Source organism: Francisella uliginis (assembly GCF_001895265.1).
GTDB lineage: Bacteria > Pseudomonadota > Gammaproteobacteria > Francisellales > Francisellaceae > Francisella > Francisella uliginis.
In genome coordinates this window covers 2010095-2036929 of the sequence record NZ_CP016796.1, presented here as the reverse complement: position 1 = coordinate 2036929, position 26835 = coordinate 2010095, and the positions used below count along the sequence as shown (strand labels likewise).

The following is a 26835-nucleotide window of genomic DNA, read 5'->3' as shown; positions in this document are numbered from 1 at the left end:
TCAATCATATATACTTCTAACTTTTTAGTTCTTACAAATACTTTCTTAAATTTTTTAACCTAGCTAAATATATCTCAAAGTTGTATAAAGAATTATATAAAGATATAATCAATTTTACGCTATATTCTAGTTTTGAAAAATGCAGCTTAAGAAAAATGTCTATAAAATAATATTTTTATCTTTTATATTTTTTAACTTTCTTTTTGCCGAAGAGATAAATAATTCTAGTACAAAACAATTGAGTTCTAAAAATTCTATAAGTGATAATCACAATAATTTAGGAGCCCCTTTGCCAGATAAAATGATTGCTGGTTCTTTAGATATCCGTACTCCTAGTTCAATGAAAAGAGTAGATATAAAACAAGCGAAAAAAGATGGCTATAATGTTATAGTTTTGGCTTTTGGGGAAGTTCATGGGAATAATATAAATTTTTATTCTTCTAGTAAATCAACTAAAAATCTAGAGCATATTGTTGTTAAGAAGATTAGGCAAGCTAAAGAAATGCATATGAAAGTATTAATAGCAGTTGGAGGTCTTCCGAATACTTTTCATCCTGGCATAAAAGAAGGTCAAAAAGATCCTATGATTTTGGGAAGAGCAATGCCTGATAAGCAGATAAATAAGTTAGCTGAGAATATAGTTGCTTTTCTTAATAAATATAATATTGATGGTATAGTTTATAGCTTTAAAAAACACACCTCTTCTGACCTTATAGATAAACTTTCTACTAAATTAAAAAAGATAGATCCTAATGTAATAATTTCTGCAGCTCCTGATGTAAAAGATTATCAATTAGTAACAACAGGTACAAACAATGATTATGATAAAACTATACAAGATGGTAATATCGATTACATTATGTTGGTAGAGTTTAATACCTATCCTGAAAATGATCCAAACTTTATTTATGATAGTTATGCAAAAATAATTAAAAAAGCCAAGATACCTTTAAAAACTAAAATATCTATTGTTGAACCAACAACAGCAGTGGCTGGTGGTGTTGATACTATATATCATCCTTATGGGAGTTCAACAAAACCGCTTACTACTCAGCAAGCGATTAAATTAATCCTTCCGCAGCTTGAAAAGTTAAGATTTAAACCTAGGTTTGCAGGTGTTGCAGGTTGGTCATTAAATATTGACTATGCTAGTGATTTATATGGCAGTTATGAACACACTCCTGGGGCTTTTGCAAAGGATCTTAGAAGTTGTATTTACAAAAATATTTGTGCTCCTATGCAGAATAAAATGCATGGGCCAGTTATTGCCAGTTTTTTACCTCTTTGGGGTAAAAATAGCTCATATAATATTTTTGGTAAACAAATAACTTCTAAGCCTATAGATCTTCAGATACCAAAAGAAAAAGAGTATTGTGATCAATATCCTGGTGTTTGTAAGAATAATGTAATAATAGCAGCATACTTAACCTATAGTAATAGTCAGGGTTTCAAGTTATCTTTTAGTCAGGAGAATGGCAGTTCAAAGAAAATATATACACCAGAACAGTTGAAAGCTTTTGTCAAATATATGACTGCCAAAAATAAACATGTATTAATTTCTTACGGGGGTGAAAGATCTCATATAGACTGGAAAACGGTTGATTTTAGTTCTGTTGAAAATATAGTGCAAGATTATGGTTTTAATGGTATAAATTTTAATTTAATTGGTACAGAGATTCCAAAAAATCAAAAAATGGCAGCTTTGGCAGCTAAGAAGATAAAAGAATTATCTAACTCTCTAAAACAAAAAGTACCAAATTTTTGGTTAACGTTTTCCCCTGAATGGGTTTATATAGTTGCTCCAGTAGCGAAGAACAATAAAGACAGTATTTTTGTCAATCATGGTTATATTGATCTTCTCAAAAACATTGGGATTGATAATATAAATTATATATTTTTGAATACTTACGCTGAGAAAGTAGCAGATGGAATCCTTGGTTTTGATAAAGATAAAGATGGTAATTATTTAAAAATTACACCACTAGATGGATATGACAGGTTCTTAGCTTCATTAGCTTGGTCTTTAACAACAAAGAGTGGCTACAAGGCAAATTTGTCAAAATATAGTAAAATTGATCAGCCTATTAATATTCCTGCTGATAAATTAGTATTTGTGATTCCTGCTACAAAAGGAGCTGTTCATGGTGGGATGACATATATACTAACAAAACAGAATATTGATAATGCTATTTCTTTAATGAAAGAGCATGATGCATCCTTTGCAGGTTTTGCTATTTGGAGTATGGATTTTGATTCAATGAGCATTGCAAAAGGTCAAATTGCTGGTGGCTATACTCATGAGTCATGGGCTACAGTGGATGCTATAACAAATATTCAATTACCGAAAATCTATCATAAGACAATCATGGAAAAGAAGAGTGTACCGAAGGCTTCTTTATTAAGAAAAAGTAAACAGCAAAAAAGTATTAATACAGGAGTTATTAATTACCCTAAAAATATAGGTATGTATAATGAAAACACAGTAGTTAGCTATCAAGGCAAAAAATATAAATGTAATTCTAAGTTAGATGTTACGTTATGTAATGATAAAAGATATATTCCTGATGGTTCTTTAGGACATCTTGCTTGGCACAAATTGTATGATAGTCGTAAGAAGAAACAAATTACAAAGAAAAAGGAAGAATTAATTAATAAAATCTTTGAGTATCCTAATAACATTGGTAATTATAAGTCTGGTCAGGTTGTGAAAGTTGGTAGTAGAGAATATAAATGCTTGATAGGTAAACAAAAAGAATGTAATGATTTAGTATATTCTCCTAATGGTAAAAAAGGATATATTGCTTGGAGTATTATAAGTAAAACTTTAATTCAGTCTGATGATAATAGCTCTGTTGGACAGACTGTACCAAAAGGGGCTGACTTTATATATCCAAATGGAATAAAGTATTATAAGGGCGGTACGATTGTTGCAGCTAATGATCAACTTTATAGATGTAAAATGGGTCCAGAATCAAGTTTATGTGCTCAGAAGGTTTATAGTCCATTAGGTCAATATGCAGATGATGCTTGGATAAAATTAGAAAATTCTTGATTAACTTAAATAAGTTAATTTATATAAAGTTTATTTAACTGTGTCTATTAGCTCTTGAAGTTCGCCAGAATCTTTCATTTCCATAATTATATCACAGCCACCAACTAGCTCGCCATTAACCCAAAGTTGTGGGAATGTCGGCCAGTCAGCATATTTTGGTAAAATAGCTCTAATATCTGGATTTTCTAAGATATTTACAAAAGCAAATGGCTTACCGCATGATCTTACAGCTGTTGCAGCATGAGCTGAGAAGCCACACTGAGGTAAGTTAGGAGAACCTTTCATATATAAGATAATATCATTTTCTTTTATTTGCTTTTCGATTCGATCTACAACTTTTTGCTCTTCAGGTGTATACATTGTAAAGTTTCCTTTTGTTTATTAGCTAAGTAAGTTTAGAAATTTAGTTTAAAAGATGATAGCATATTATATTAAATTGGTATAGTATCAAAATGTTACAAATATTTAAAAAAAGTAAGTAAAAGGAGTAATAAAATGAAGTTTGAATTACCTAATCTACCTTATGCTAAAGATGCGCTAGAGCCTGTGATTTCAAAAGAAACTATAGAATATCATTATGGTAAACATCACCAAACATATGTTACAAACCTAAATAACCTAATAGAAGGAACAGAGCATTCAGGTAAAAACTTAGAACAAATAATCAAAACATCTTCAGGTGGTTTATTTAATAATGCAGCTCAAGTTTATAACCATACGTTTTATTGGAATTGCTTCTCTCCAAATAAAACTGAGCCATCTAGTCAGTTAAAAGCAGCTATCGTAGAGACTTTTGGTTCTTTTGATAAGTTTAAGGAAGAGTTCTCTAAAACTGCAGTAACTACGTTTGGTTCTGGTTGGGCTTGGCTAGTTAAGGATTCAAAAGGTAAGTTAGAGATCGTTAGCACAAGTAACGCAGGTTGTCCTTTAACTGATAACAAGCATCCTTTACTAACTTTTGATGTTTGGGAGCATGCTTATTATATTGATTACCGTAATGCTAGACCTAAGCATGTTGAGGCTTTATGGGATATAGTTAACTGGGAATTTGTATCTGAGCAATTTGCAAAATAAGATCCTATGTTCAAAGGTAAATTATCTCTAATTTCTTTCATTGCCGGAGTGTTATTAATATTCTTTGCAATGTTGATAGTAATACTATTTCCGAGTCTTAAAATTACTAAAACTACAATGAATGTAGTTTTGTTGGTTCTTCTTGCTCCTTGGGCTGTTTTTATCGTATCGATATTATTTGGTAGTAAAAAATAAAAATTAATTTATCTAAGATTAGCCATTAACTTTATTTTCTCTTTAAATAAGTAAATAATAATAGAAACTACAATTCCTACTATAAAGCTAAATATAAATAGTCCCTCCCAACGATAAAGGCTTTGGATATATCCAGCAAGAGGGCCTACTAGTACTCTTCCTAGCGAATCAATAGAGCTTAAGATTGCAAATTGAGTAGCTGAGAATTTCACATTAACAAGACTCATTATCATAGCAACCAATATGGCTGTTCCCATAGCGCCACAGAAGTATTCTACGGCTACTGAAGATACCATTAGATAGTAGTTCTTACCAACTATAGCTAGTAAAGCATAAGTTAAATTTGCACAAGCCATAATAATGCTAAAATATAGAAAGCTCTTATAAACCCCTATTTTTTTCGCGATTAATCCTCCCACAACTAGCCCAGCTAGGGAAGGAAGTAGTGCAAAAGCCTTATATGCTACAGCAATTGTAGTTTTATCAAAACCTAAGTCAACAAAGAAAAGAGAGTTTAACGAGAATGCAATAGCATCAGCTAGTTTGTAGGCGATAATAATAAGAATTATAATAAAAGCTGTATAAAATCCTTGTCGTGTAAAGAATTCAATAAAGGGAAATATAAATGCATCTTTAAAGCTTTTAGGAGTGTCTTGGTATTGGCTTTCTTTTAGTATAAGTGTGTAAAGTGGACATATTATAAAGAATGGTATTATCATTAGCCATGCCAAGTTCCAGTTATTGTTTAGTTTCTCTACGATGATTAAGATAATTGATCCTGTCACAAGCATACCTATACGATATCCCATTACAGCGACAGCATTTCCCAGTGCTCTTTCTGACTCTGTTAGAATTTCTGTTTGGTATGCATTTATGGCAATATCTTGAGTAGCTGAGGTAAAGCATATTAAAAAACCAATAAAAGCTATTATAAAAGGAGAATTTGCAGGAGAAAATCTACTCATAGCGGCTATTAGCAAGACTAGTATAATCTGTGTTAGAAGAATCCAGCCTTTTCGACGCCCAAATTTGGGTATTCTTATTTTGTCTAAGAAAGGAGCCCATAAGTATTTGAATGTATATGGCACAGCAATAAGCGTTAGAAAGCCAATATCTTTAGTTTCTATACCGTTGTCTTTATACCAAAGAAATAAAGATGATGCTGTAAGCATCAAAGGAAAGCCTGATGCATAACCTAGAATAAGCATGCTAAACATTTTAGCTTGCTTAAAAGGAGCTGTTAACTTTTGTGTTAGAGTCGGTTTATTAGTCATTTGAATTCATATTAGCTTATAGACAAACTAGTAGAAGCCTAATTTAAATTAAAGAAGAAGTAAAGATTTTCATTGTACCTAAGTAGATAAAAGATTTGTAAATTAGGTTATTTATTTGATACTAATCTAACTTCATATTTGTTAAATCCAGCATTTTTTATAGTAAAAGTTGCTGGAATAACTGATCCATTACTTAATTTAGCTTTTATCTCACAAGTTCGTAAGCCGTCTTCCATGCTAATCTCTTTCGATCTTAAGATGCTGATATTGGTATCAATACCGAAGAGTTTTTTCTCTACTTTTATAAGAATATTCTGCATGGTTTCTTTTGTTTTGCTATCTTGACAAGAGGCGACAGAAAAAAATCCAGGTAGTAGTCCAATACTAAATATTATAATAACTATAGCTATAGAGCTTATACTTTCAAAGAGTTTCTTACGCTTTGGATTAAATTTGGCTAGTAATTTTCTTTGTAGGTAAAAGGCTATGAGAAACATAGCCATAAAGAAAAGAGTATTCATATATTAAAGTTAATTTGGCTTAGAATTCTCTACTAGTTTCACCAGTATATAACTGTCTAGGACGACCAATTTTTTGTGCTGGATCATTAACCATTTCAATCCATTGAGATATCCATCCAGATGTTCTAGCAAGAGCAAAGATTGCTGTGAACATATCTTCAGGGATACCCATAGCTTTTAAGATAATACCTGAGTAGAAATCTACATTAGGGAAGAGCTTTCTTTGGATGAAGAACTCATCTTGTAATGCGATCTCTTCTAATTTCTTAGCAACTGTAAGAAGAGGATTGTCACTATTACCAAGCTTAGCTAAGATCTCTTCACAGTTTTTCTTCATAGCTGTAGCTCTAGGGTCTGTATTTTTATATACTCTGTGACCGAAGCCCATTAGTCTAAATGGATCATCTTTATCTTTAGCTTTAGCGATATATTTATCGATATTATCAATGCTGCCTATTTTAGATAACATCTTAAGAACTGCTTCATTAGCTCCACCGTGAGCAGGTCCCCATAGAGCTGTAATACCTGCAATAATAGCAGCATATGGAGATGTTCCTGTTGAGCCTGATAATCTTACAGTAGATGTGGAAGCGTTTTGCTCATGGTCTGCATGAAGCATAAAGATTGTATCCATTGCTTTTACGTGTAGCTCATCTGGTTTATAGTTTTCATCATCAGCAAACATCATATAAATAAAGTTTTCTGCATAACCATATTCAGGCTTAGGATCAAGTAGTTTTTTACCTTGATTATGTCTGTAAGCCATAGCTGCAATTGTAGCAATTTTAGCAACGATGTTTTTAGCAACTTCTTCTTGAGTTTCTTTTTGACCGTCTTTGATGTGTTCTGCTGCTAAAACGTTAACACCAGCGATTAATCCTGACATAGGGTGAGTATGTTTTGGCATTGCTGATATCGCAGCTTTAACATGCTCACATACAGTCATTTTAGAAATAATCTCTTTTCTAAAACCTTCTCTTTGTTCGTCAGAAGGAAGCTTGCCGTATATCAATGCATAACAAAGAGTTCTATAGTTTGATTTTTCAGTCCATTCTTCGATAGGATAGCCTCTATGAAGAAGTACACCTTTGCCTCCATCAATATATGTTATGGTTGATTCACATGCAGCAGTTGACATGAATCCAGGATCATAAGTAAAAACGCCATGTTTTACTAGTGATGAAACATCTATGCAGTCATTACCCAGGCTAGGAGAGTGTACTGGTAATTCTATATCAATGTTTTTTTCTGCATATTTAAGAGTTGCGTATTTGCTCATTAAAATTGGCCTCCAAATAAAAGAGTTGATCAAAAAAACCTCATGCAAATTGTGTTTGCAATATAAAAAGATACCTTGAAATTAAAATAATAAATAATACACATGGTATCACCACAAATGAAAATAATAAGCTAAAGATCGCTCTTTTGCAAATAAAAATAAGTATATATATTACTTAGTGATAATTATAAATATAATTTACTGCTTTTATTGGCGGATAAAATTAAAGTCAAAACTTTGCTTAAATGTTTGAATTTGATTCTACAAAAATATATTATTAATGTGTTGTATAACATTGGTTTGAGTCTGATTTATTTATATATAAAAAATTGCTTCGGAGGGACATCGAGCGTGAAAAAAATTACCAACATTGACCTAATGTCAATAAAATCGTATAACTTCCCTGTTACTGCGATAAGTTCTATACTGCATCGTATATCAGGGGTGATTCTAATAATTGCTATACCATTAGCTGTTGTGGGGATGAATTATTCTCTTGCAGGGCCAAGTGGTTATGAAAATACTGTGGCAGTCTTAACAAAAAGCTGGGTTAGTATATTTTTCTGGCTGTTTTTGTCTGCAATAACTTACCATGTATATGCTGGTATTAGACATATGATCATGGATATTGGTTTTGGTGAAAGCATGAAAGTTGCTAAGCTTACATCTTTAATTGTGATTGTTTTAGGTGTTATATCGGCTATTTTATGGGGGTGTTACTTATGGCTGTAATTTCATTAACTTCTTCAGGTATTAAGGACTTTTTTGTCCAAAGAGTTACAGCTGTAATAATTGCTGTTTATTTTGCATATCTTTTAATTGAAGCATTGTGTTTGTCTCATTCAGGTAGTTTAAACTATGATAGCTGGAGAGGGCTATTTATGGATGGGATGTTCTTTAGGGTTGCTACACTTATTGCTTATCTGGCGATGTTTTTTCATGCTTGGGTAGGAATATGGATTATTTGTGGTGATTACATTAAGTGTGCTTGGGCTTCAGCTCTAGTTATGCTGAGTTTTGTATTAGTTTATGTATTCTGCTTTTTTTGGTTATTCGCAGTTTTATTTTTCTATTAAGAGGTTGTTTTTATGAGTATAGCTACGCAAGAATTTGATGCTATTGTTATTGGTGCTGGTGGAGCAGGCCTAAGAGCAGCATTTCAATTATCCCAATCTGGGTTTAAAACTGCTGTTGTTTCTAAAGTTTTTCCTACAAGGTCGCATACTGTTGCAGCTCAAGGTGGTATTGCAGCAGCTTTAGGTAATATTAAGTTTGACGATGATCTTCCTTCAGATGATTGGAAGTGGCATATGTATGATACAGTAAAAGGCTCTGACTATATTGGAGATCAAGATGCTATTGAGTATATGTGCGAGCATGCGCCACAGTCTATTATAGAGTTAGAGCATATGGGTATGCCTTTCTCACGTTTAGAAGATGGTAAAATATATCAACGTGCTTTTGGTGGTATGTCAAGAAATTTTGATCCTGGCAATCAGGCAAAAAGAACATGTGCTGCTTCAGATAGAACTGGCCATGCATTACTACATACACTTTATCAAGGTAACCTAGCACATAAGACTAATTTTTATACTGAATGGTTTGCTGTTGACTTAGTCAAGGCAGATGATGGTAGTGTGTCAGGTGTTATTGCTTTATGTATAGAAACTGGTGAAACAGTATTCTTAAAATCAAAACTGACTATATTGGCAACTGGTGGAGCTGGACGTATTTATGAGTCTAGTACTAATGCTTATATCAATACTGGTGATGGTATGGGATTAGCTTTAAGAGCAAATATTCCTCTTCAAGATATGGAGTTTTGGCAATTCCACCCTACAGGTATTGCAGGAGCAGGTGTTTTAGTTACAGAAGGTTGCCGCGGCGAAGGTGGTATTCTGCGTAATAAAGATGGCGAAAGATTCATGGAGCGTTATGCACCTAATGCTAAAGATCTTGCTTGTCGTGATGTTGTATCAAGAGCATCACAGCAAGAGATAATGGAAGGTCGTGGTGATACATTTAGTGGCTCAAAATGTGTATGGTTGGATTTAACGCATCTTGGTGAAGATGTGATTGATGAAAGGTTGCCTACAGTTAGAGAGCTTGCTAGAACATTTGCAGGTGTTGATCCTGTAGAGAAACCAATCCCAGTTGTGCCAACATGTCACTATCAAATGGGTGGTATTCCTACTAATAAGCATGGTCAAGTTATCACACAAGAAAATGGTAAAGATAAAGTTATTGGTGGATTATATGCAGTTGGTGAATGTGCATCAGTATCTGTCCATGGTGCTAATAGATTAGGTAGTAACTCTTTACTTGATTTGGTTGTGTTTGGTAGAGCAGCTGGTATGCATGCTGAACAAAGCTTAAAAGAAGGCATGGCTCTAAAAGAAACTTCCCAGGAGAATATTGAAAAAGCAACAGCTAGAATCAAGAAGTGGGATTCTTCTGAAGAAAGAGGTTGTAAAGAAAAAATCTCTGAGCTTAGAAAAGAACTTCAGCAAGTAATGCAACAGTACTTCTCAGTATTTAGGCAAGAAAGCACAATGAAAGAAGGCTTAGATAAGTTATATGCCCTAAGAGACAGGTTAGAAAATGCTGTCCTAGAAGATAACTCAAGAGTATTTAACATGATGAGAATCGAAGCGTTAGAGCTTGATAACTTAATGTTAACAGCAGTGGCTACAGCAAAACTTGCTCTAGAGAGAACAGAGTCAAGAGGAGCGCACTCAAGAGTAGACTTCCCTGATAGAGATGATGAAAATTGGATGAAGCATACATTATACTTCTTGGATGATGATAAAACATCTTCACGTGGTGTGAATATGTCTCCAACTAAAGTTAAAGCTTTCCAACCAGCAGAACGTAAGTACTAATTATAAGGATTTAATATAATGGACGTAAGATTTAAAATTTATAGATATAATCCAGAAGTTGACAAAAAACCTTATTACGATGAATATACTGTTTCAGTAGAAAATGAAGGAGTTAAAGTTTTAACAGCTCTTGAGCTAATCAAAGAGCAAGATCCTACTTTAGCAATGAGAAGATCTTGTCGTGAAGGTGTTTGTGGTTCTGACGGTATGAACATCAATGGTAAAAACCGTTTAGCATGTATTACTTCTATTGGTGAATTAAGACAACCTATCAAAGTAAATCCACTACCTGGCCTACCAGTTGTTAGAGATTTGATTGTTGATATGAAGCAATTCTACAAGAACTATGAAAAAGTTAAGCCTTATCTAATCAATGATGATGAGCCGCCTGTTAAGGAAAGGTTACAGTCACCTGAAGATAGAGCTAAACTAGATGGTCTGTATGAGTGTATTTTATGTGCTTGTTGTACGACGTCTTGTCCATCTTTCTGGTGGAATCCGGATAAATTTATAGGTCCATCTGGACTTTTACAGGCTTATAGGTTTATAGCGGACTCTAGAGATACGGCTACTGAAGAAAGACTTGATGACTTAAAAGACCCATTCAGTTTATTTAGATGTAGAACTATTATGAACTGTGTTTCAGTTTGTCCAAAAGGTTTAAACCCAACAGAAGCGATTGGTAAAATAAGATCTGCATTATTAAAAAAGAATGTGTAAAAAATTAAAACCTGTATTTAGGTATTTATATGGAAAAAAAACAATCAGAATTTAGTCAATGGCTAGATACCACCCAGTTCTTTGGTGGTAACCTAGAATATCTTGAATCAATATATGATGATTATATTTCGGGCAACTATGATGGGATAGATCCTAAATGGTTGTCCTTTTTTGATTCTGTAGCTACAGCAACAGATACTGTACATAGAGATTTAGTCGATGAGTTTAAAAGCTTAGCTAAACATAAAACTGGTAGTACTATTGTTGTTGGTGAAAATGATATAACTTTAAAAGCGAAATCTTTGATTAAATCATATAGATCTCATGGCTATAAATCAGCAAATATAGATCCACTAGGTCTTACAAGATTTGAAAGAGATGCGGGTCTTGAATTATCAGCGCATGGTTTGTCTAGTAATGATTTGACTGAGGAAGTTAATTTAGGAGATTTTACTAACAATAAATCAATGCCTCTAAGTCAGGTTATTGAAAAAGCAAAATCTATCTACGAGTCAAGCGTTGGTTATGAATATAGATATATCGGCAGTAAGGAAGAAAAGCTTTGGCTACAAGATAAAATAGAAAAATCATCACCTACTAGTAATGATGAAAAAAAATGGATCTTACAACAGCTAGTTGCAGCGGAAGGCTTGGAAAAATATCTTGCTCTTAGATATGTCGGGCAGAAAAGATTTGGCCTAGAAGGTGGAGAATCTCTTATTCCATCATTGCAACATATTATAGAAAAGTCAGTTGCTAAGCATGAAACACGTTTTGTACAGTTAGGTATGGCACATAGGGGCCGCCTAAATGTTCTTGTAAATATTTTAGGTAAAAATCCTAAAGAATTATTTGAAGAGTTTGAAGGTAAGCAAAGTGAGAAAACTCTATCAGGTGATGTAAAATATCACATGGGATATTCTAACTATAGAAGTATAGATGGTAAAGAGGCAAAGATCGCTTTAGCATTTAATCCATCTCATCTTGAGGTTGTTGATCCTGTTGTTGAAGGTGCAGCTAAAGCTATCCAAGATAAGCTTGAAGGAAATGTGCATAATAAAGTTCTACCTATACTAATTCATGGTGACTCAGCTTTTTGTGGACAAGGTATTGTAATGGAAACATTTGGTTTTTCACTTACTGATGCTTATGGAACTGGTGGTACTGTACATCTTGTTGTTAATAACCAAGTAGGTTTCACAACAAGTAGTAAATTTGGTGTTAATAGAAGTAGTAATTACTCTACTGATATTGCTAAGATGGTTGATGCTCCTATTTTCCATGTTAATGGAGATGATCCAGAGGCTGTTGTTAGGGTTGCTGATATTGCTTTAGAATATCGCATGAAATTCAATAAAGATGTTGTTATTGATTTGGTTTGTTATCGTAGGAATGGTCATAATGAAACAGATGAACCTTCAGGTACTCAGCCAGCAATGTATGAAGTTATTAAAAAGCTTCCAACGACTCTAAAACAGTATGGTGAAAATCTTGTAAAACAAGGTGTTACTGATACGGATGTTATCACTAAACTTACAGCGAACTATCGTAGCAAGTTAGATGAAGGTAAAGTTACTGTTGATATTCTTGATAGAAGTGCCATTAAAGATAAATTAAAAGTTTGTGATTGGTTACCTTATGTAGGTAAACAAGAGACTGAATATGATTATAAGCCAATAGCGAAACAAACTCTTAAAGAGCTTGCACTTAAAATGAGTGATATTCCTGAAGAAGTTAAAGCTCAAATGCAGGTCAAAAAAGCTATAGCGGATAGAGTTAAAATGGCAAATGAAGAGCTTCCACTTAACTGGGGCTTTGCAGAATCTTTGGCATATGCGACAATACTTGATCAGGGATATCCGGTAAGAATTTCTGGTGAAGATAGTGGTAGAGGTACTTTCTCACATCGCCATGCTGTAGTTAAAAATATGGATACTAAGTCAGCATTAAAAGAATATGTTCCGTTAGAGCATATTAATGAAAAAGCTAGATTTGATGTTATAGACTCAACTCTTTCAGAATATGGAGTTCTAGGTTTTGAATATGGTTATAGCTGTTATAGTCCAGACTCTTTAGTAATTTGGGAAGCCCAGTTTGGTGATTTTGTAAACACTGCTCAGGTTGTAATAGATCAATTCCTTGTTGCAGCTGAAGAGAAATGGGGAATATTATCTGGCTTAACATTGTTTTTACCTCATGGACAAGAAGGCGCTGGTGCGGAGCACTCATCTGCAAGATTAGAGAGATTTTTAAGCTCATGTGCTAATAAAAATATGCAAGTTTGTACGCCAACAACTCCTGCACAAATTTATCACTTATTAAGACGTCAAGTTATCAGACCTCTTAGAAAGCCTTTGATAGTAATGACGCCTAAGAGTTTATTGAGAAACCCTATGGCAGTTTCATCATTAGATGAACTTTCTAATGGTAAGTTTGAGCCAATAATTGATGATGTAAATGCTAAAGAAGATAAGGTTAAAAAGTTAATATTATGTAATGGTAAAGTTTATTATGATCTTATGGCTAAAAAACAAGATAAATATGAAGATGTTGCAGTCGTAAGAATAGAAGAACTTTATCCAATTGCACATGAGGAACTTGCACAAATTTTCAATAAATATAGCAAAGCCAAAGATGTAATATGGTTGCAAGAGGAGCCACAAAATAAAGGGGCTTGGTATCATATAAGACACTTTGTAGAAAAATTAGTTCATGATGACCAAAGATTAAGATGTGTTGCGAGACACAGATCTTCAGCACCTGCGGTAGGTTACCATGCTTTATATGTTAAGCAACAAGAAGAAATTATAAATAGAGCTTTAGAAATATAATAATAAATTATTACTAGGAGTAAAAAATGGTTGAATTAAAAGTACCTATGTTCCCAGAGTCAGTAGCAGATGGCACATTAGCTCAATGGAATAAAGCTGAGGGTGACTTTGTAAATGAGGGTGATATCGTAGCAGAAATAGAAACTGATAAAGTTGTATTAGAAGTCCCAGCGACTGCTAGTGGTGTGCTAAAAGGTATTAAAAAACAAGAAGGCGATACTGTTCTTTCTGAAGAAGCTTTAGCAGATATTGATACTGATGCTTCTTCATCTCAAGAAACTAAAGGGGACGATGCCCCTCAAGCAGAAGCGCCTGCCCAACAAGCTGCAACAGGTGCTGAAATGGATGTTAAAGCTCCAGTTTTCCCTGAGTCTGTGGCAGATGGCACAATCTCTGAATGGCATAAGAATGAAGGTGATGCTGTTTCAGAAGGTGATATCATAGCAGAAATAGAAACTGATAAAGTTGTATTAGAAGTTCCTGCTACATCAAATGGAACTTTAACAAAGATATTAAAACCAGCAGGTGAGACTGTTCTTTCAGCAGGAATGATAGCTAAGATTACAGAAGGTGCTGTAGCTCCATCTCAAGCAGCTGAATCTAATGAACAGCAAGCACCAGCTTCAGGTGATAATGATCCACATTTAGTACCATCTGCACGCAAAGCATTTAATGCTAGTGGTTTAGATTCTGCTGCAGATATACAAGGTACAGGCAAAAAAGGGCGCATTACATCTGATGATGTTAAAAAAGCTGCGACAGCTCCAAATAATGCTGGGCAATCTGCTCCAGCTACGCAACAAGGCCCTAGATTTGAAAAACGAGTTAAGATGACTCGTTTACGTCAAACTATCGCAAATAGACTAGTACAAGTTCAGCATACAAATGCTATCTTAACTACTTTTAATGAAGTGGATATGACAGCGGTTATGGAACTTAGAAAGAAATATAAAGATGTATTTATTAAAGAGCATGATACTAAGCTTGGCTTTATGTCCTTCTTTATCAAAGCTGCAACAGAAGCTCTTAAAAAATTCCCTGATGTTAATGCTTCTATTGATGGTGATGAGATTGTTTATCATAACTACTTTGATATTGGTATCGCGGTTGGTACAGACAGAGGATTAGTAGTGCCTGTTTTAAGAGATACAGATAACAAATCTTTAGCTGAACTAGAAAATGATGTACTTGATAAAGCAATCAAAGGTCGTGATGGTAAATTAGGTTTAGAAGATATGCAAGGTGGTACGTTTACTATTACAAATGGTGGTACATACGGATCTATGCTATCTACTCCAATTATTAACTCGCCACAAAGTGCTATCCTAGGCATGCATAATATCGTTGAACGTCCTATGGTTGTAAATGGTGAGATTAAAATACGTCCAATCATGTATCTAGCATTATCTTATGATCATAGAATTATTGATGGTGGTACTTCTGTGAGATTCTTGAAAATGATCAAAGAATTGTTAGAAGATCCAAATAGAATTCTTCTTCAAGTTTAATTTTTCTTTTTTAACTTTTTCTAAAAGGTATTTTTCTATGAGTTTAGATTTTATAAAAGATAAGATTGTTGCTGTGCCTGATTTTCCTAAGCCGGGCATTATGTTTAGAGATATAACTCCCTTATTGGCAGATCCAAATGGTTTAAAGCTAACAGCTCAAGCTATGGCGGATGATTTGAAAAAAAAAGGAGTTAAACCGACGGTAATCGCAGGTACAGAAAGTAGAGGATTCATCTTTGGTGTTGCACTTGCTGAAGTGCTTGGATTGGGTTTTGTGCCTGTTAGAAAACCTGGTAAGCTTCCTAGAGAAACTCATAAAATAAGCTATGAGTTGGAATATGGTAGTGATAGTTTAGAAGTACATAAAGATGCATTTGTAGCAGGAGACAAGGTTCTCGTGGTTGATGATTTATTAGCTACTGGTGGAACTGCAAAAGCAACAACTAAGCTTATAGAAAAGACACAAGCAGAAGTGGCAGCTCTTATCTTTGTTATGGAGCTTGATGGCTTGGGTGGTAGAGAAGCTCTAGAAGGTTATAATGTTTCAGCATTATTAAAATTTTAAGAGGTGAGTTATGGCAAAGTACTTTGGTACAGATGGAATCAGAGGTGAAGTTGGTAATTCAACTATCACGGCTGAGTTTATGCAAAAACTAGGCAATGCTGTTGGCTCTTTAATTAATGATAAAGACTATCCAAAGTTTGTTGTTATAGGTCAAGATACACGTAGTTCAGGTAGGCTCCTTAAATTTGCTTTAGTTTCAGGATTAAATGCTGCTGGTATTGATGTGATCGATTTAGGAGTTGTTCCAACACCAGTTGTAGCATTTATGACAGTTAGACATAAAGCTACTGCGGGATTCGTAATTACTGCATCGCATAATAAGTTTACTGATAATGGTGTTAAGCTGTTTTCATCCGATGGTTTTAAACTTGATGATGCCTTAGAAGAAGAAGTTGAGGTTAAGATAGATAGTGATTTTATTTATCAACCTGAATATAAGTTTGGTAGTTATAAAGTTCTAGAAAACTCAACTGATGAGTATATGTCAGAGATGTATGAGCGTTTTGGAAGTTTAGTAAAATACAAAGGTAAAGTAGTTGTTGATTGTGCTAATGGCGCGGCATCATATAACTTTGAAGCTTTACTTGACAAATTTGGTGTTGATTATGTTTCAATTGCATCTAATCCAGATGGTGTAAATATTAACGTTGATTGTGGTGCTACTTGTATAGATAACATCAAGAAAGCTGTTAGAGAACATAAGGCTGATTTAGGTATTTCTCTAGATGGAGATGCAGATAGAATAATCATAGTTGATGAGAATGCTCAAGAGATTGATGGCGATGGAATTTTAAATATTCTCGCTCAACATAGTGATATCTGTGGAGGGACTGATGGTATAGTCGGTACTCAGATGACAAATATGAGTTATGAAAATCACTATAAAGCGAACAGTATTCCGTTTATTCGTTCTAAAGTTGGTGATAGATATGTCCTTGAAGATCTAAAAAAATATGGCTATAAAATTGGTGGAGAGTCATCAGGCCATGTTATTAATTTAAATTTTGGTACTACTGGGGATGGGTTATTTACTGCTATACAGCTATTAGCAATTTTCTCACAAACAGATAAACCAGTTTCTAAGTTTAAGTTACAAGGCGAGCTTATGCAACAAACTTTGATTAATGTGCCTTTGACAAAAAAAGTTTCAGCACAAGACTTAGAAAAAATGGCAGATGATGTTAAAGAGGTAGAACAAAGATTAGCTAGTAGAGGTAGGGTTTTATTAAGGCCTTCTGGAACTGAGCCTGTATTAAGGGTTATGGTTGAGGCTGATGATGAAGCTTTAGCTTTAAAAGAAGCAGAATATTTAGTAGAACAAGTAAAACAAAAGTTGGTGTAGATATGCAAAAATTAATTATGGGAAACTGGAAAATGAATGGTAATTCTGCAAGCATAAAAGAGCTTTGCAGTGGTATCTCTCAAGTGAACTATGATAGCTCAAAAGTTGGTGTAGCTGTTTTTCCATCAAGTGTATATATTAAAGAAGTGATTTCTCAACTACCAGAGAATATAGGCGTAGGATTACAAAATATTACTTTTTATGATGATGGTGCTTACACGGGTGAGCTTTCTGCTGATATGCTGCATGATGTTGGTTGCGATTATTTATTAATAGGACACTCTGAAAGAAGATCTTTATTTGGCGAGTCAGATCAAGATGTTTTCAAAAAGCTTGAGAAAGTTGTAGATACATCTGTGACCCCAGTAGTTTGTATTGGTGAATCTTTAGAAGACAGAGAAGGTGGCAGACTAGAGCAAGTCTTAGCAACTCAGTTAGAGCTAGTTTTAAGTAAGCTTTCTATCGAGCAATTAGCAAAAGTTGTTGTTGCTTATGAGCCTGTTTGGGCTATAGGAACAGGGGTTGTAGCATCTTTAGAACAGGTACAAGAGACACATCAATTTATCCGTTCATTAGTTGCTAAAGTAGATGAAAATCTTGCTAAAAATATGAAAATAGTGTATGGTGGTAGCCTAAAAGCTGGAAATGCTAAAGATATATTAAGTCTCCCTGATGTTGATGGAGGTTTAATTGGTGGAGCATCTCTTAAAGCTTCTGAGTTTAACGAAATAATAAATCAAGCAAATAAAATATGTACGGAATAATTTTAACTATAGATATTATCGCAGCTATTGCAATTGTTGTATTAGTTTTATTACAACAAGGTAAAGGTGCTAATATGGGCGTATCTTTTGGTGGAGGAGCTTCAAATACAGTCTTTGGAAGTAAGGGCGCAGCTTCTTTCTTATTTAAAATGACAGTGTTTTTTACAGCATTATTTTTTGTATGCTGTCTTAGCTTAGGATACTTAGGCAAAAGTTCTAATTCACCAGTTGCTGCTAGTGGTAGTGCTACTAGCTCTGAAAAGTCTATAGCGAGTCAATATGATCAATATCAGCAAGAAGTTTCTAAAGCATCAGGAACTAAGCAGGAAACTACTCCAAAAAAATAATTCCAGAAATTGATCTTTTGCACTGGTGGTGGAATTGGTAGACACGCCATCTTGAGGGGGTGGTGTCCGTAGGACGTGTGGGTTCAAGTCCCACTCAGTGCACCAAATATAATTTCTAATAAGTTTTAATAAGTATTAAAAACCCTTTAAAATCAATGCTTTCAGCTAGTTTTATGGTTTTATCTAGTCCCAACTCATATCAACAAAGCCCTTGTTAAAGTGTATCCTAGACTGTATCCTAGTTATATCTGATAGGCTAAAAAATCAAAACTGGGATACACTTAGATGGCTAAAAACCTTACGGCAAGCAAGTTACAGAGTTTGAAAGCAACTGGTAAAGACTATAGATTAAATGATGGTAACGGCTTATATATCAAAGTTAGTAAAGTTGGTAGTAAATCATGGCAATTTAGATATAAAGGTAAATGGCTAGGTATTGGAAGCTATCCCGCAATAAGTTTAAAACAGGCTAGAGATGAGGCTTTTAAATATAATCAAATGCTTTCTAGTGGAAAAGACCCTAAGCTAGAAAAAGAGAGAACAGAGCATATAAATGAGGGTATTTTTGAAGTAGTCGTAAAGAATGCTTTAGAGTCAAAGCACCCAAGTAAACCAAGTGGTTGGAAAAATGAGGGTGTATATAAAAGAAACGTGTCTATATGTGATAGGTTTTTGTTACCAAGTTTGAAGACATATAATATAAATGAAATAGTACCAAGACAATTAGCAAAGATATTAGAGAAAGAAACCCCAGCTAATCAAAAGAAAATAAAAACAATCTTAAACTTAATCTTTGGTTATGCAGTAGGTAAAGGCATAGCTAATTTTAATATTGTTAGAGATATTCAAATAGATACAGTTAAAACAGATGGTTATCAGTTTATAAATCCTATAGAAGACAAATATAATTTTAGTCAATTACTAAATGATATTGATAACTACAAAGGACAATATAATACAAAGATGGCTTTAAAGCTTGCCGTATTAATAGGTTTTAGACCAAGTAATATTGTAGAAATGAAGTGGGAAGACATACAGGAAGCTAAAATAAATAGTAAAAAAGTACCTTTTGTATTTATATCGGCTGATAGTATGAAAATGAGCAGAGATTTTAGGCAACCATTAAGTAAACAAGCTATAGAGATAATAGAGCAAATGAGAGCTTATAATGGTGGTTGTGAATACGTTTTTTATTCTACAAGCTCAAAGAGTAGGCATATATCTATAGAAAGCTTATCTAAGGCTTTAAGAGATACTTTAGGTTACAATGGTAAAGATAAGCCAAAACAGGATACACACGGCTTTAGAAAGTCAGTAAGGACTTATATTAGTAGCATTAGAAGTAAATATAACTGGTGTAGTGATAGTATCAGAATGGTATTAAGCCATAGTAAAGAAAATGCTATAGATAATATCTATGATAAAAATGATTTTCTATTAGAGCGTAGCCAAATGCTACAGCTATGGGCTGATTATGTAGATGATGTAAAAGCTAATAGTAATGTTATTAGTATGGAAGTAAGTTAGATTTTAAAGGTTAGCATTGTCTAGGGTAGCTCCCGAAAGAATACAGCCCAAGTATTTTGGCAATGCTTAATATTTTGGGGATACTTTGGGGGTATTGGTTTGAATAATGTAAAGTTAAGATTTTTACTATCAAAAAAATATTTGAATATAAAAGATATAAGAGAAGTTTTATTATTACATGATATAGATTTAGATATTGAGCAAATTATAGATTGGTTAGAGCAAAACCAAGAAATTTATTGTGATATTAATTGTTTTTTGTTAATGCTTAAAGAAACTGGTGGCGATATATCTGAAATATCTAAAGAGTTTATAGGGGTTGAACAGCCTATACAGAATATTAAAGGTTATGATATTAGCTTATTAATTAAGCAAACTTTAGCAATAGAAACGCAATCAGAATCAGAAACAGAGTGCAACTATCCACCAATGTTTAAAGAGATAATTTTAAGTGATGAAAAGGAGAAGTATAGCCAGTTTGAAAGTATAAAGTCTTTGCTTATTGGATCTATTTATACAAAATCTAGTTTTATCGAAGAATATTTAAATAACTTACAAGACCACCAACGAAAGCCAGCTACTAATCAAGATGATAACTATAGATACAGTGAAGCTTTGAAGCCATATTTAGATACAAATCACCCTAATTATTCTAGTAGATTAGCTATATGTATAGATGTATGGAATTACTTATTTTTAGATGATAACTATGATAAAAATGTTAGTATCAAAGAGAATCTTAAAAGATGGAATAAAAAGACTAATCAACAATTAGAAATATCAGATAATCTATTAAATGCTATGCAGTCTATCCTAAACTTTGATAATAGATTAGATAGAACGGGTAAATTACTTAAAGGTTATACCCCAAAAATACAAAAAAATTAAAATTTATATCCCCTATTAAAATATCTATATATTTCAATATATACAACTACTAATATCCTATTAAAACCCTAATCCCCCATTTAATCCCCCATTTCTAATGGTAATTTTCAAACTCAAAAAAGACCTTATTATTTATAGCAAGTTAACTAAAACCACTCAAAAAAAAAGAGGTTTTAAACGGTGCTAATCTTAATTGTCGACAATTATTAACAAATACCCTAGCTAGGTTAAAAGACAATAAATATAAGGAAAAAAATGAATAATAAAATTTTAAGATTAAAACAAGTAGTAGAAATGACAGGAACATCAAAAACGACTATTTATAGATGGATAAATGCTGGTACATTCCCAAAACCAATCAATCTAAGCCATGTTAGTGTAGGTTGGTTGGAAGCTGATATAAACGATTGGATACAATCCAAAGTAGAAGCTAGGGGGTAAGTAATGAATATCACTAAATTTAATGATTTTGTATCAGATATAGGATACTCATTACCTAATAGCTTTAATTATAGCATAGGTTTAAATGAGCTAGTTAGATTTAAAGATACGAATAAAAATAAAGATAATAAAGATTTATGGATAAAAAATATTGATAATAATATCTTTGTCTTTGTCTTTGTCTTTGGCGATTGGAAAACAGGCGAGAAGTATACTTATATAGATAATGACAATCAGTATAACTACCATGAGAAAAAGCAAAATAGTTATAAATTGCAGCAACTAAAACAAGCTGAATTACAAGAAAAGAAAATGCTAGCAAGTAAGTTGGAAAGTTACTATTTATCTTTAGCAAATGCAGATGATAACCACCCTTATTTAGTTGCAAAGAGAATAAAAAACCATGAAGCTATCAAACAGGATAATGATAAATTAATTATCCCATGTATTGGAATAGATGCACCTTTTAGGGGGAAGCTACAGAGTATACAAACAATATTACCTAATGGTTTTAAGCAATTCTATAAAGGTGCTAATGCTAGTAGTAGTTATCTACCATTAAACAATCCTAAAGATATAGATTGTTTTGTATTTGTAGAGGGCTTAGCAACTGGTTTAAGTATATTAAATAGGCTTAATTCTATTTCTACAAAAGGAAGCTTATATAACCAAGAGGTTAATAATGATATTTGTATAATAGTTTGTTTTAACTGTAATGGATTAAAACCTATTATTAGTTATTTCTATGGCTTATATCCTAGATCAGAGTTTTATATATTTGCTGATAATGATTTAAGCGGTGTAGGTATTCAAAAATCCAAAGAGGTTGCTGCAATAGTCCCCAATATAAATATCAATCCCCCACCGCTAACAGATGAGCAAAAACAAAGCGGTTTATCTGATTGGAACGATTATTTAGAATCTAGGAGGGTTATATAATGAATGTTTTAAAATATGCAAGTGATATAGCAGAGCCTAAGCCTTTAGCATTACCAATCGATAGAAAAGAACTACCAAAGTTTAATACTGATTGTTTACCAAAAGTTATAGCTGATTATGTAGATAATTTAGCAAATGCAATGCAACAGCCAAAGCAATATATAGCTACTTCATGTTTAGTTAGTATCGCTGGTTTACTAGGTAATAAAGTTTGTTTAGATGTTGATGATAGAAAAGCCTATCCTATTCTTTGGGGTATGCTGATTGGTGATAGTGGAACTGGTAAGACCCCTAGCATTAATGAACCTATGCAACCAATAAAAGAAATAGATAAACAGCTTTTAGATGATTATTTAAAAGACTATGCTGATTATCAAACATCACTAGAGTTATACGATATTGAGCTGAAGACATTAAAGGCTAATCTCAAAGATTGTAAAGATGAGCAAAAGCAGAGTATTAAAGAAGAAATAGAAGCCTTTAAGAAGCTAAAACCAATAAAACCATATTCTAGGGAAATATGTATTAATACAGCCACTAAAGAAGCTTTACTAAGTCAATTAGCAGATGACAGCCCTAACGGTTTAATATTAGAAATTGATGAACTTATGGACTTTATACAATCAATTATTAAAAGTGAAAAGATAGAAGACCATAAACTATATGTAGAAGCTTATAATAATGGAAACTTTAAAAGTAAAACTATATCTAGGGGAACTCAATATATAGATAATGTAACAATATCTATAATTGGCGGGGTACAAACTCAAAGGCTGATAGAGTTTACCAATAAATATAATGGTAGTGGCTTATTAGCAAGGTTTCAATTAATCCCTATTGCTGAAAAACAGCAAAGAATATATAAAGATACTAAATTAGATTTTGGGATAAAAAGTAAGTATATAAATTTACTTAATAAGCTAAAGAATATCCCGCAGAGGTTTAATATAGTTGATAATGAAAAAGTCAAAGCAGAGCCTAAAAAGTACAGTTATACAAGTGAAGCCAAGAGCCTATATATTGAGTGGTTTAATAATACTGAAAAAGTAAAAAATGAGAGTGGACAGAGTGATTTAATGATTGAGTATCTAGGTAAAGCTACTAATACTTTTCATGCTTTGGCTTTGATATATCACTTAGCAGATAACCAAGATAGCGACCATATAAGCAAAGAAGTAGTACAAAAGGTTATAACTACCTTAGATTATTTCTATGATTGTGCAGATTATTTATATGGTTATAATTTCAATAAATCGTTAGATTTAGCTAAAAAGATTGTTAATATCAAAACTAAGCTAAAAAAGAAAAATGGTTTTAGTATTGGCGATATTACTAGAAGTAAAAATAGCTTTAGAGATTTAGACAAAGAGCTAGTACAAGAGGCTTTAGATATATTAGAGCAATACCACCATATAAAGAAAACTGATAAACAAGGAATTAAATATACTAAATATGATTGGTTATAATATCTTTTTTCTAATTCTCTAACACAACCAACACAATTAACACAATCACCTTAGAAGCCTTTTAAAATAAGGCTTTGCGATGTATTAGACCTTTAACACACAAAATCATAAAAATAACACAAACTAAATTAAATAAATGCAGATTTGCATTATGCTTTATATACACTAATATAAAAGTGACCACTCAAACCCTTGTTATCTAAGCTTTGTAAGTATAAAGTGACCGTTTCTACAGTAAAAATCAGCACGTTAATTAATAAAAAGTGAAAGGTTAAAGCCTTGTTATATAAGCTTTATAGCTATAAAGTGAATAGTACTAAAATAAAAAATCAGCATTAAAAGAATTAGTAAAAATTTAGTATTAAAAGTGAACAGTAAAAAAGCAACACTAAAAAAGTTTATCCAAGCTTTTATATAAGCAAGTTTTAGCAATAATATAAAATAAAAAACAACAGTAAAATATATCTGATTAGTCCGAAATATGTCCGATACCAAAATAGGATATTAGTTTTTAAAAGTTGTGTTAAATATGCTTTTTTATGTGTTAGTAAGTCAATCATCTAAAAGCTATATATATCAATACTTCTAGCTATGATGTGTTAATTGTGTTGGTTGTGTTAGAGATAAATAAGGTGATAATATATACATAAGACTTATGTTTATGAGATTAATTAGTCTTTTTCACAGATTCCAAATTAAAGTTACTGTCATATATACATTTATTACTACTAACATGTTTAATAGTAACACCGAAAGGATTTTTTACTTTATAGGTATATATATATATAAATGTATTTTTTCCTGCCCATCCTTCAAATCTATTATCTCTACCGTAAACTATCTCAAAGCTATCTTCTACTATCGCTTTACTTTTATCTCTTTTTTCCACAAATCTTATACACGCCCATTTACTATCATCATATTTTTTATACAATTGATAATATTTTTTATATTCGGGATTATTTTTTCTAATTCCTGTTAGCTTTTTATATATTTCAGAAATAGCTCCATATTGAAAAGGTTTAAGTTTCTTTAGGGATTCTAATAAATATTTTTCTTGCTTTTTGATAGCTTTATTTTTGTTTATCTCATCTAATTCAAATCTAGTGACCTGTATTACTTTTCCATCTTCTTGTTTATAATTTACCTTTTGATTTCCTCTTATATAGCCAATAATTGTAATTACAATTAAAAATATAACGAGTATTGTGGCAAATTTTTTATAGTTAATGTTAAATATTTTTATTTTTCCTCCATGCTTTTGAAATTTCATCATACCCATAGGAGTCACTCCATCTTTAATAAGATCTTTTCTGAAGAAGACCATGTTCTTAAATTGTTTTGTACTCCCACAATTAGGGCATTTATCACAACTTAATGAAATTTCTTTTCCACAATCTGCACAGTTTACTAGTTTCATATTTTTTATAACCTTTTGCTTGAGCAAATAAATTAATACTATAATATCTTATGATATACAGTTTAAATTATATTTAAAGTTATGAATAATTTAACGACTAAACAATTATCTTTTATAGAGCATTACCTAGAAACTAATAATGCTACTGAGAGTTATAGAAAATCCTATAATTGTGAAAATATGAAATATAGCACAATATCAAACAATGCTTATAAGTTACTTAAAAATAACGATATAGCAACGAGAATTAAAGAATATTATCAAGAAATAGAAAGTAGTATAGTATGGAATAAATCACAAATGATATTAAAATTAAAAGATATTGCTTATAGTAATAATAGTACTAATAACGAAAAAATAAATGCAATTAAACAGGCTAGTACTATGATAGGTTTAGATAAAATACAGGTTGATAATATTTCTAGTGATAATTCTATGAATACAAAAGTTTTAACTCTTGATGATTTTTATAAAGATGTTGCAAACAAATAGCATAAACTTATTTTATTAGTTTTATTAAAAAATAGGGGTACTTTGCTTAAAGTGTATCCTAAACTGTATCCAAGAACCATAAAGATAATTTAATTTGTAGGCAAATAAAGGCTTTTATAGAATAATTCGCATCCCACTCAGCACCAAAAAAAGTATTCTTTAGAAAAAACTATATTATTTTTTTAATTTTATAACTAATATATAACTATGCTTTATTATAAAGTTAAAAATCTAAGATGAAAGATATTATTAGAGAAGTAGTTGATAAAAATGTTATAGAAGGGACAAGATATTTTATATCCTTAGTAGAATTAGGTTCATATACTGCTGTTAAGAATTTTTATTCTGTTGAGATTAATACTGTTAGAAGTAAGTTAGAGCTTTTAGAAAACTATTTGGGTGTTAAGCTGACTCAACCAAATAGTAATAAGATAGAGATAACAAAAGATGGTATGAAATATTATTCATCTTGTCATAGATTATACACAGATTTAGAGCATAGTATTTTAAGTGCGAAATATAAAGGGATAGATACTTTAGATTATATACGTGTTTATGGTACTAGATTTTTTATAAATTATTTATTACAAAATTTACCTGAGCTTGAACAAAGTAAAAAGTATACATTTTCTTTTGATAGCTATTTGTTATATCATACGCATACTTATTTTCATCATCTAAATAATTATGATATAGCAATTATAACAGCAAGAGATCTAGAAAAAATTGATCAAGATCGTTGGTTGATATGTGCAAGTGTTGACTCAGCTAGTTTGCCATCTAAACTTTATGCTGGAGAAGAGTTAATTAAAGAATATGATCTTGATAATGAGCCTAGAAATATACTTAAAGTTCCTTTTATATTTAGGAGAGACCGTTTAGAAGATCAAAGTTTAGATTTTAAGTTTGATGATGATGATAGTAATTTTTTAATTAAGAATATTAAGTATATTGTTGAAGATGATGCTCAAAAGCTGAAACTTATACAGAATAATTTAGGTGTAGGTGTTCTTGCGGATAACTATGATCAAATTTCAAAATTACCTTCTGTCAGAAAAATAAAAGGTATTTCTGCTAAAACTTTTTACGATAGACAAACTATTATTGTCTCAAAGTATTTAAAAGATAGAACGAAAATAATGAAGTTTTTAAAGGATCAAGTTGATAAGTATATAAGTTTGGTTTTAAGAGGAGAAATGTAATATCTATAAGACATTTTTCTATATGTTAATCTATGGAATTGATTTTTAAGATTTCAGATGTTACGCTCAAGTTATTAAATTTGCATAAAATAAAGAGTTAATATGA

The 26835-nt window shown here is 32.1% G+C and carries 25 protein-coding genes and 1 tRNA gene; 21 read left to right on the top strand and 5 right to left on the bottom strand.

Features of this window, described 5'->3' with window-relative positions:
* Nucleotides 1–139: 139 nt before the first annotated feature.
* The gene (locus tag F7310_RS09450) at nt 140–3052 is read left to right on the top strand and encodes a glycosyl hydrolase family 18 protein (RefSeq protein ID WP_072713338.1); all 2913 of its coding nucleotides are present in this window, start codon (nt 140–142) and stop codon (nt 3050–3052) included.
* 30 nt (nt 3053–3082) lie between these two features.
* On the opposite strand, the gene grxD is transcribed toward F7310_RS09450, so the two are convergent.
* Nucleotides 3083–3412 carry a Grx4 family monothiol glutaredoxin gene (gene grxD, locus F7310_RS09445; RefSeq protein WP_072713337.1) on the bottom strand — a complete coding sequence of 110 codons (330 nt, stop codon included), beginning with the start codon at nt 3410–3412 and terminating at the stop codon, nt 3083–3085.
* Between the two features lie 135 nt (nt 3413–3547).
* On the opposite strand from grxD, the gene F7310_RS09440 reads away from it, so the two are divergent.
* On the top strand, nt 3548–4126 hold the full coding sequence (locus tag F7310_RS09440) for a superoxide dismutase (RefSeq protein ID WP_072713336.1): 579 nt from the start codon (nt 3548–3550) through the stop codon (nt 4124–4126).
* Nucleotides 4127–4132: 6 nt separating this feature from the next.
* Nucleotides 4133–4321, top strand: a complete 189-nt coding sequence (locus F7310_RS09435) for a hypothetical protein (RefSeq protein ID WP_072713335.1) — start codon at nt 4133–4135, stop codon at nt 4319–4321.
* An 8-nt stretch (nt 4322–4329) separates the two neighbouring features.
* Here the strand turns inward: F7310_RS09435 and F7310_RS09430 are convergent, their stop codons facing one another.
* The 3 genes from F7310_RS09430 to F7310_RS09420 form a co-directional block, all read right to left on the bottom strand.
* Nucleotides 4330–5595: an AmpG family muropeptide MFS transporter gene (locus tag F7310_RS09430; protein ID WP_072713334.1), complete on the bottom strand. Its 1266-nt coding sequence runs from the start codon at nt 5593–5595 to the stop codon at nt 4330–4332.
* Nucleotides 5596–5702: 107 nt separating this feature from the next.
* Nucleotides 5703–6116 (bottom strand): hypothetical protein, encoded by a 414-nt coding sequence (locus F7310_RS09425; protein WP_072713333.1) that lies wholly within the window; start codon nt 6114–6116, stop codon nt 5703–5705.
* 19 nt (nt 6117–6135) lie between these two features.
* A complete protein-coding gene (locus F7310_RS09420) occupies nt 6136–7395 on the bottom strand; it encodes a citrate synthase (RefSeq protein WP_072713332.1) in 1260 nt (419 codons plus the stop codon).
* Nucleotides 7396–7746: 351 nt separating this feature from the next.
* Between F7310_RS09420 and sdhC the strand changes: the two genes are divergently transcribed.
* The 16 genes from sdhC to F7310_RS09340 all read left to right on the top strand — a co-directional run bounded on the left by sdhC (nt 7747) and on the right by F7310_RS09340 (nt 23615).
* Nucleotides 7747–8127, top strand: a complete 381-nt coding sequence (sdhC, locus tag F7310_RS09415; RefSeq protein ID WP_072713331.1) for a succinate dehydrogenase, cytochrome b556 subunit — start codon at nt 7747–7749, stop codon at nt 8125–8127.
* A complete protein-coding gene (gene sdhD, locus F7310_RS09410; protein WP_145951749.1) occupies nt 8103–8471 on the top strand; it encodes a succinate dehydrogenase, hydrophobic membrane anchor protein in 369 nt (122 codons plus the stop codon). Before sdhC ends, sdhD begins: the two co-directional genes overlap by 25 nt.
* A 12-nt stretch (nt 8472–8483) precedes the next feature.
* Nucleotides 8484–10277: a succinate dehydrogenase flavoprotein subunit gene (gene sdhA, locus F7310_RS09405; RefSeq protein ID WP_072713329.1), complete on the top strand. Its 1794-nt coding sequence runs from the start codon at nt 8484–8486 to the stop codon at nt 10275–10277.
* Between the two features lie 18 nt (nt 10278–10295).
* Nucleotides 10296–10997 carry a succinate dehydrogenase iron-sulfur subunit gene (locus tag F7310_RS09400; protein WP_072713328.1) on the top strand — a complete coding sequence of 234 codons (702 nt, stop codon included), beginning with the start codon at nt 10296–10298 and terminating at the stop codon, nt 10995–10997.
* Between the two features lie 29 nt (nt 10998–11026).
* Nucleotides 11027–13828: a 2-oxoglutarate dehydrogenase E1 component gene (locus F7310_RS09395; protein WP_072713327.1), complete on the top strand. Its 2802-nt coding sequence runs from the start codon at nt 11027–11029 to the stop codon at nt 13826–13828.
* A gap of 26 nt (nt 13829–13854) precedes the next feature.
* Entirely contained in the window at nt 13855–15336 is a 1482-nt protein-coding gene (odhB, locus tag F7310_RS09390; protein WP_072713326.1) for a 2-oxoglutarate dehydrogenase complex dihydrolipoyllysine-residue succinyltransferase, read from the top strand.
* 37 nt (nt 15337–15373) lie between these two features.
* Entirely contained in the window at nt 15374–15901 is a 528-nt protein-coding gene (locus F7310_RS09385) for an adenine phosphoribosyltransferase (protein ID WP_072713325.1), read from the top strand.
* Between the two features lie 10 nt (nt 15902–15911).
* Entirely contained in the window at nt 15912–17243 is a 1332-nt protein-coding gene (gene glmM, locus F7310_RS09380; RefSeq protein WP_072713324.1) for a phosphoglucosamine mutase, read from the top strand.
* A 2-nt stretch (nt 17244–17245) separates the two neighbouring features.
* Nucleotides 17246–18007 (top strand): triose-phosphate isomerase, encoded by a 762-nt coding sequence (gene tpiA, locus F7310_RS09375; protein WP_072713323.1) that lies wholly within the window; start codon nt 17246–17248, stop codon nt 18005–18007.
* On the top strand, nt 17995–18354 hold the full coding sequence (gene secG / locus F7310_RS09370) for a preprotein translocase subunit SecG (protein WP_072713322.1): 360 nt from the start codon (nt 17995–17997) through the stop codon (nt 18352–18354). Before tpiA ends, secG begins: the two co-directional genes overlap by 13 nt.
* A gap of 19 nt (nt 18355–18373) precedes the next feature.
* Nucleotides 18374–18459 (top strand) — tRNA-Leu (locus tag F7310_RS09365).
* Between the two features lie 180 nt (nt 18460–18639).
* A complete protein-coding gene (locus F7310_RS09360; protein ID WP_072713321.1) occupies nt 18640–19881 on the top strand; it encodes a tyrosine-type recombinase/integrase in 1242 nt (413 codons plus the stop codon).
* A gap of 99 nt (nt 19882–19980) precedes the next feature.
* Nucleotides 19981–20769, top strand: coding sequence for a hypothetical protein (locus F7310_RS09355; protein WP_072713320.1), 789 nt, complete (start codon nt 19981–19983; stop codon nt 20767–20769).
* 255 nt (nt 20770–21024) lie between these two features.
* Complete coding sequence (locus F7310_RS09350; RefSeq protein ID WP_072713319.1) at nt 21025–21210, top strand: helix-turn-helix transcriptional regulator; 186 nt, start codon at nt 21025–21027, stop codon at nt 21208–21210.
* A gap of 3 nt (nt 21211–21213) precedes the next feature.
* Nucleotides 21214–22149, top strand: coding sequence for a primase/helicase family protein (locus tag F7310_RS09345; protein WP_072713318.1), 936 nt, complete (start codon nt 21214–21216; stop codon nt 22147–22149).
* Complete coding sequence (locus F7310_RS09340) at nt 22149–23615, top strand: DUF3987 domain-containing protein (protein WP_072713317.1); 1467 nt, start codon at nt 22149–22151, stop codon at nt 23613–23615. The genes F7310_RS09345 and F7310_RS09340 overlap by 1 nt, the downstream gene beginning before the upstream one ends.
* Before the next feature lie 667 nt (nt 23616–24282).
* On the opposite strand, the gene F7310_RS09335 is transcribed toward F7310_RS09340, so the two are convergent.
* A complete protein-coding gene (locus tag F7310_RS09335) occupies nt 24283–25035 on the bottom strand; it encodes a hypothetical protein (protein WP_072713316.1) in 753 nt (250 codons plus the stop codon).
* An 81-nt stretch (nt 25036–25116) separates the two neighbouring features.
* Between F7310_RS09335 and F7310_RS09330 the strand changes: the two genes are divergently transcribed.
* Nucleotides 25117–25527 carry a terminase small subunit gene (locus F7310_RS09330; protein WP_072713315.1) on the top strand — a complete coding sequence of 137 codons (411 nt, stop codon included), beginning with the start codon at nt 25117–25119 and terminating at the stop codon, nt 25525–25527.
* A gap of 236 nt (nt 25528–25763) precedes the next feature.
* Nucleotides 25764–26729, top strand: coding sequence for a LysR family transcriptional regulator (locus F7310_RS09325; RefSeq protein ID WP_072713314.1), 966 nt, complete (start codon nt 25764–25766; stop codon nt 26727–26729).
* Nucleotides 26730–26835 lie beyond the last annotated feature (106 nt).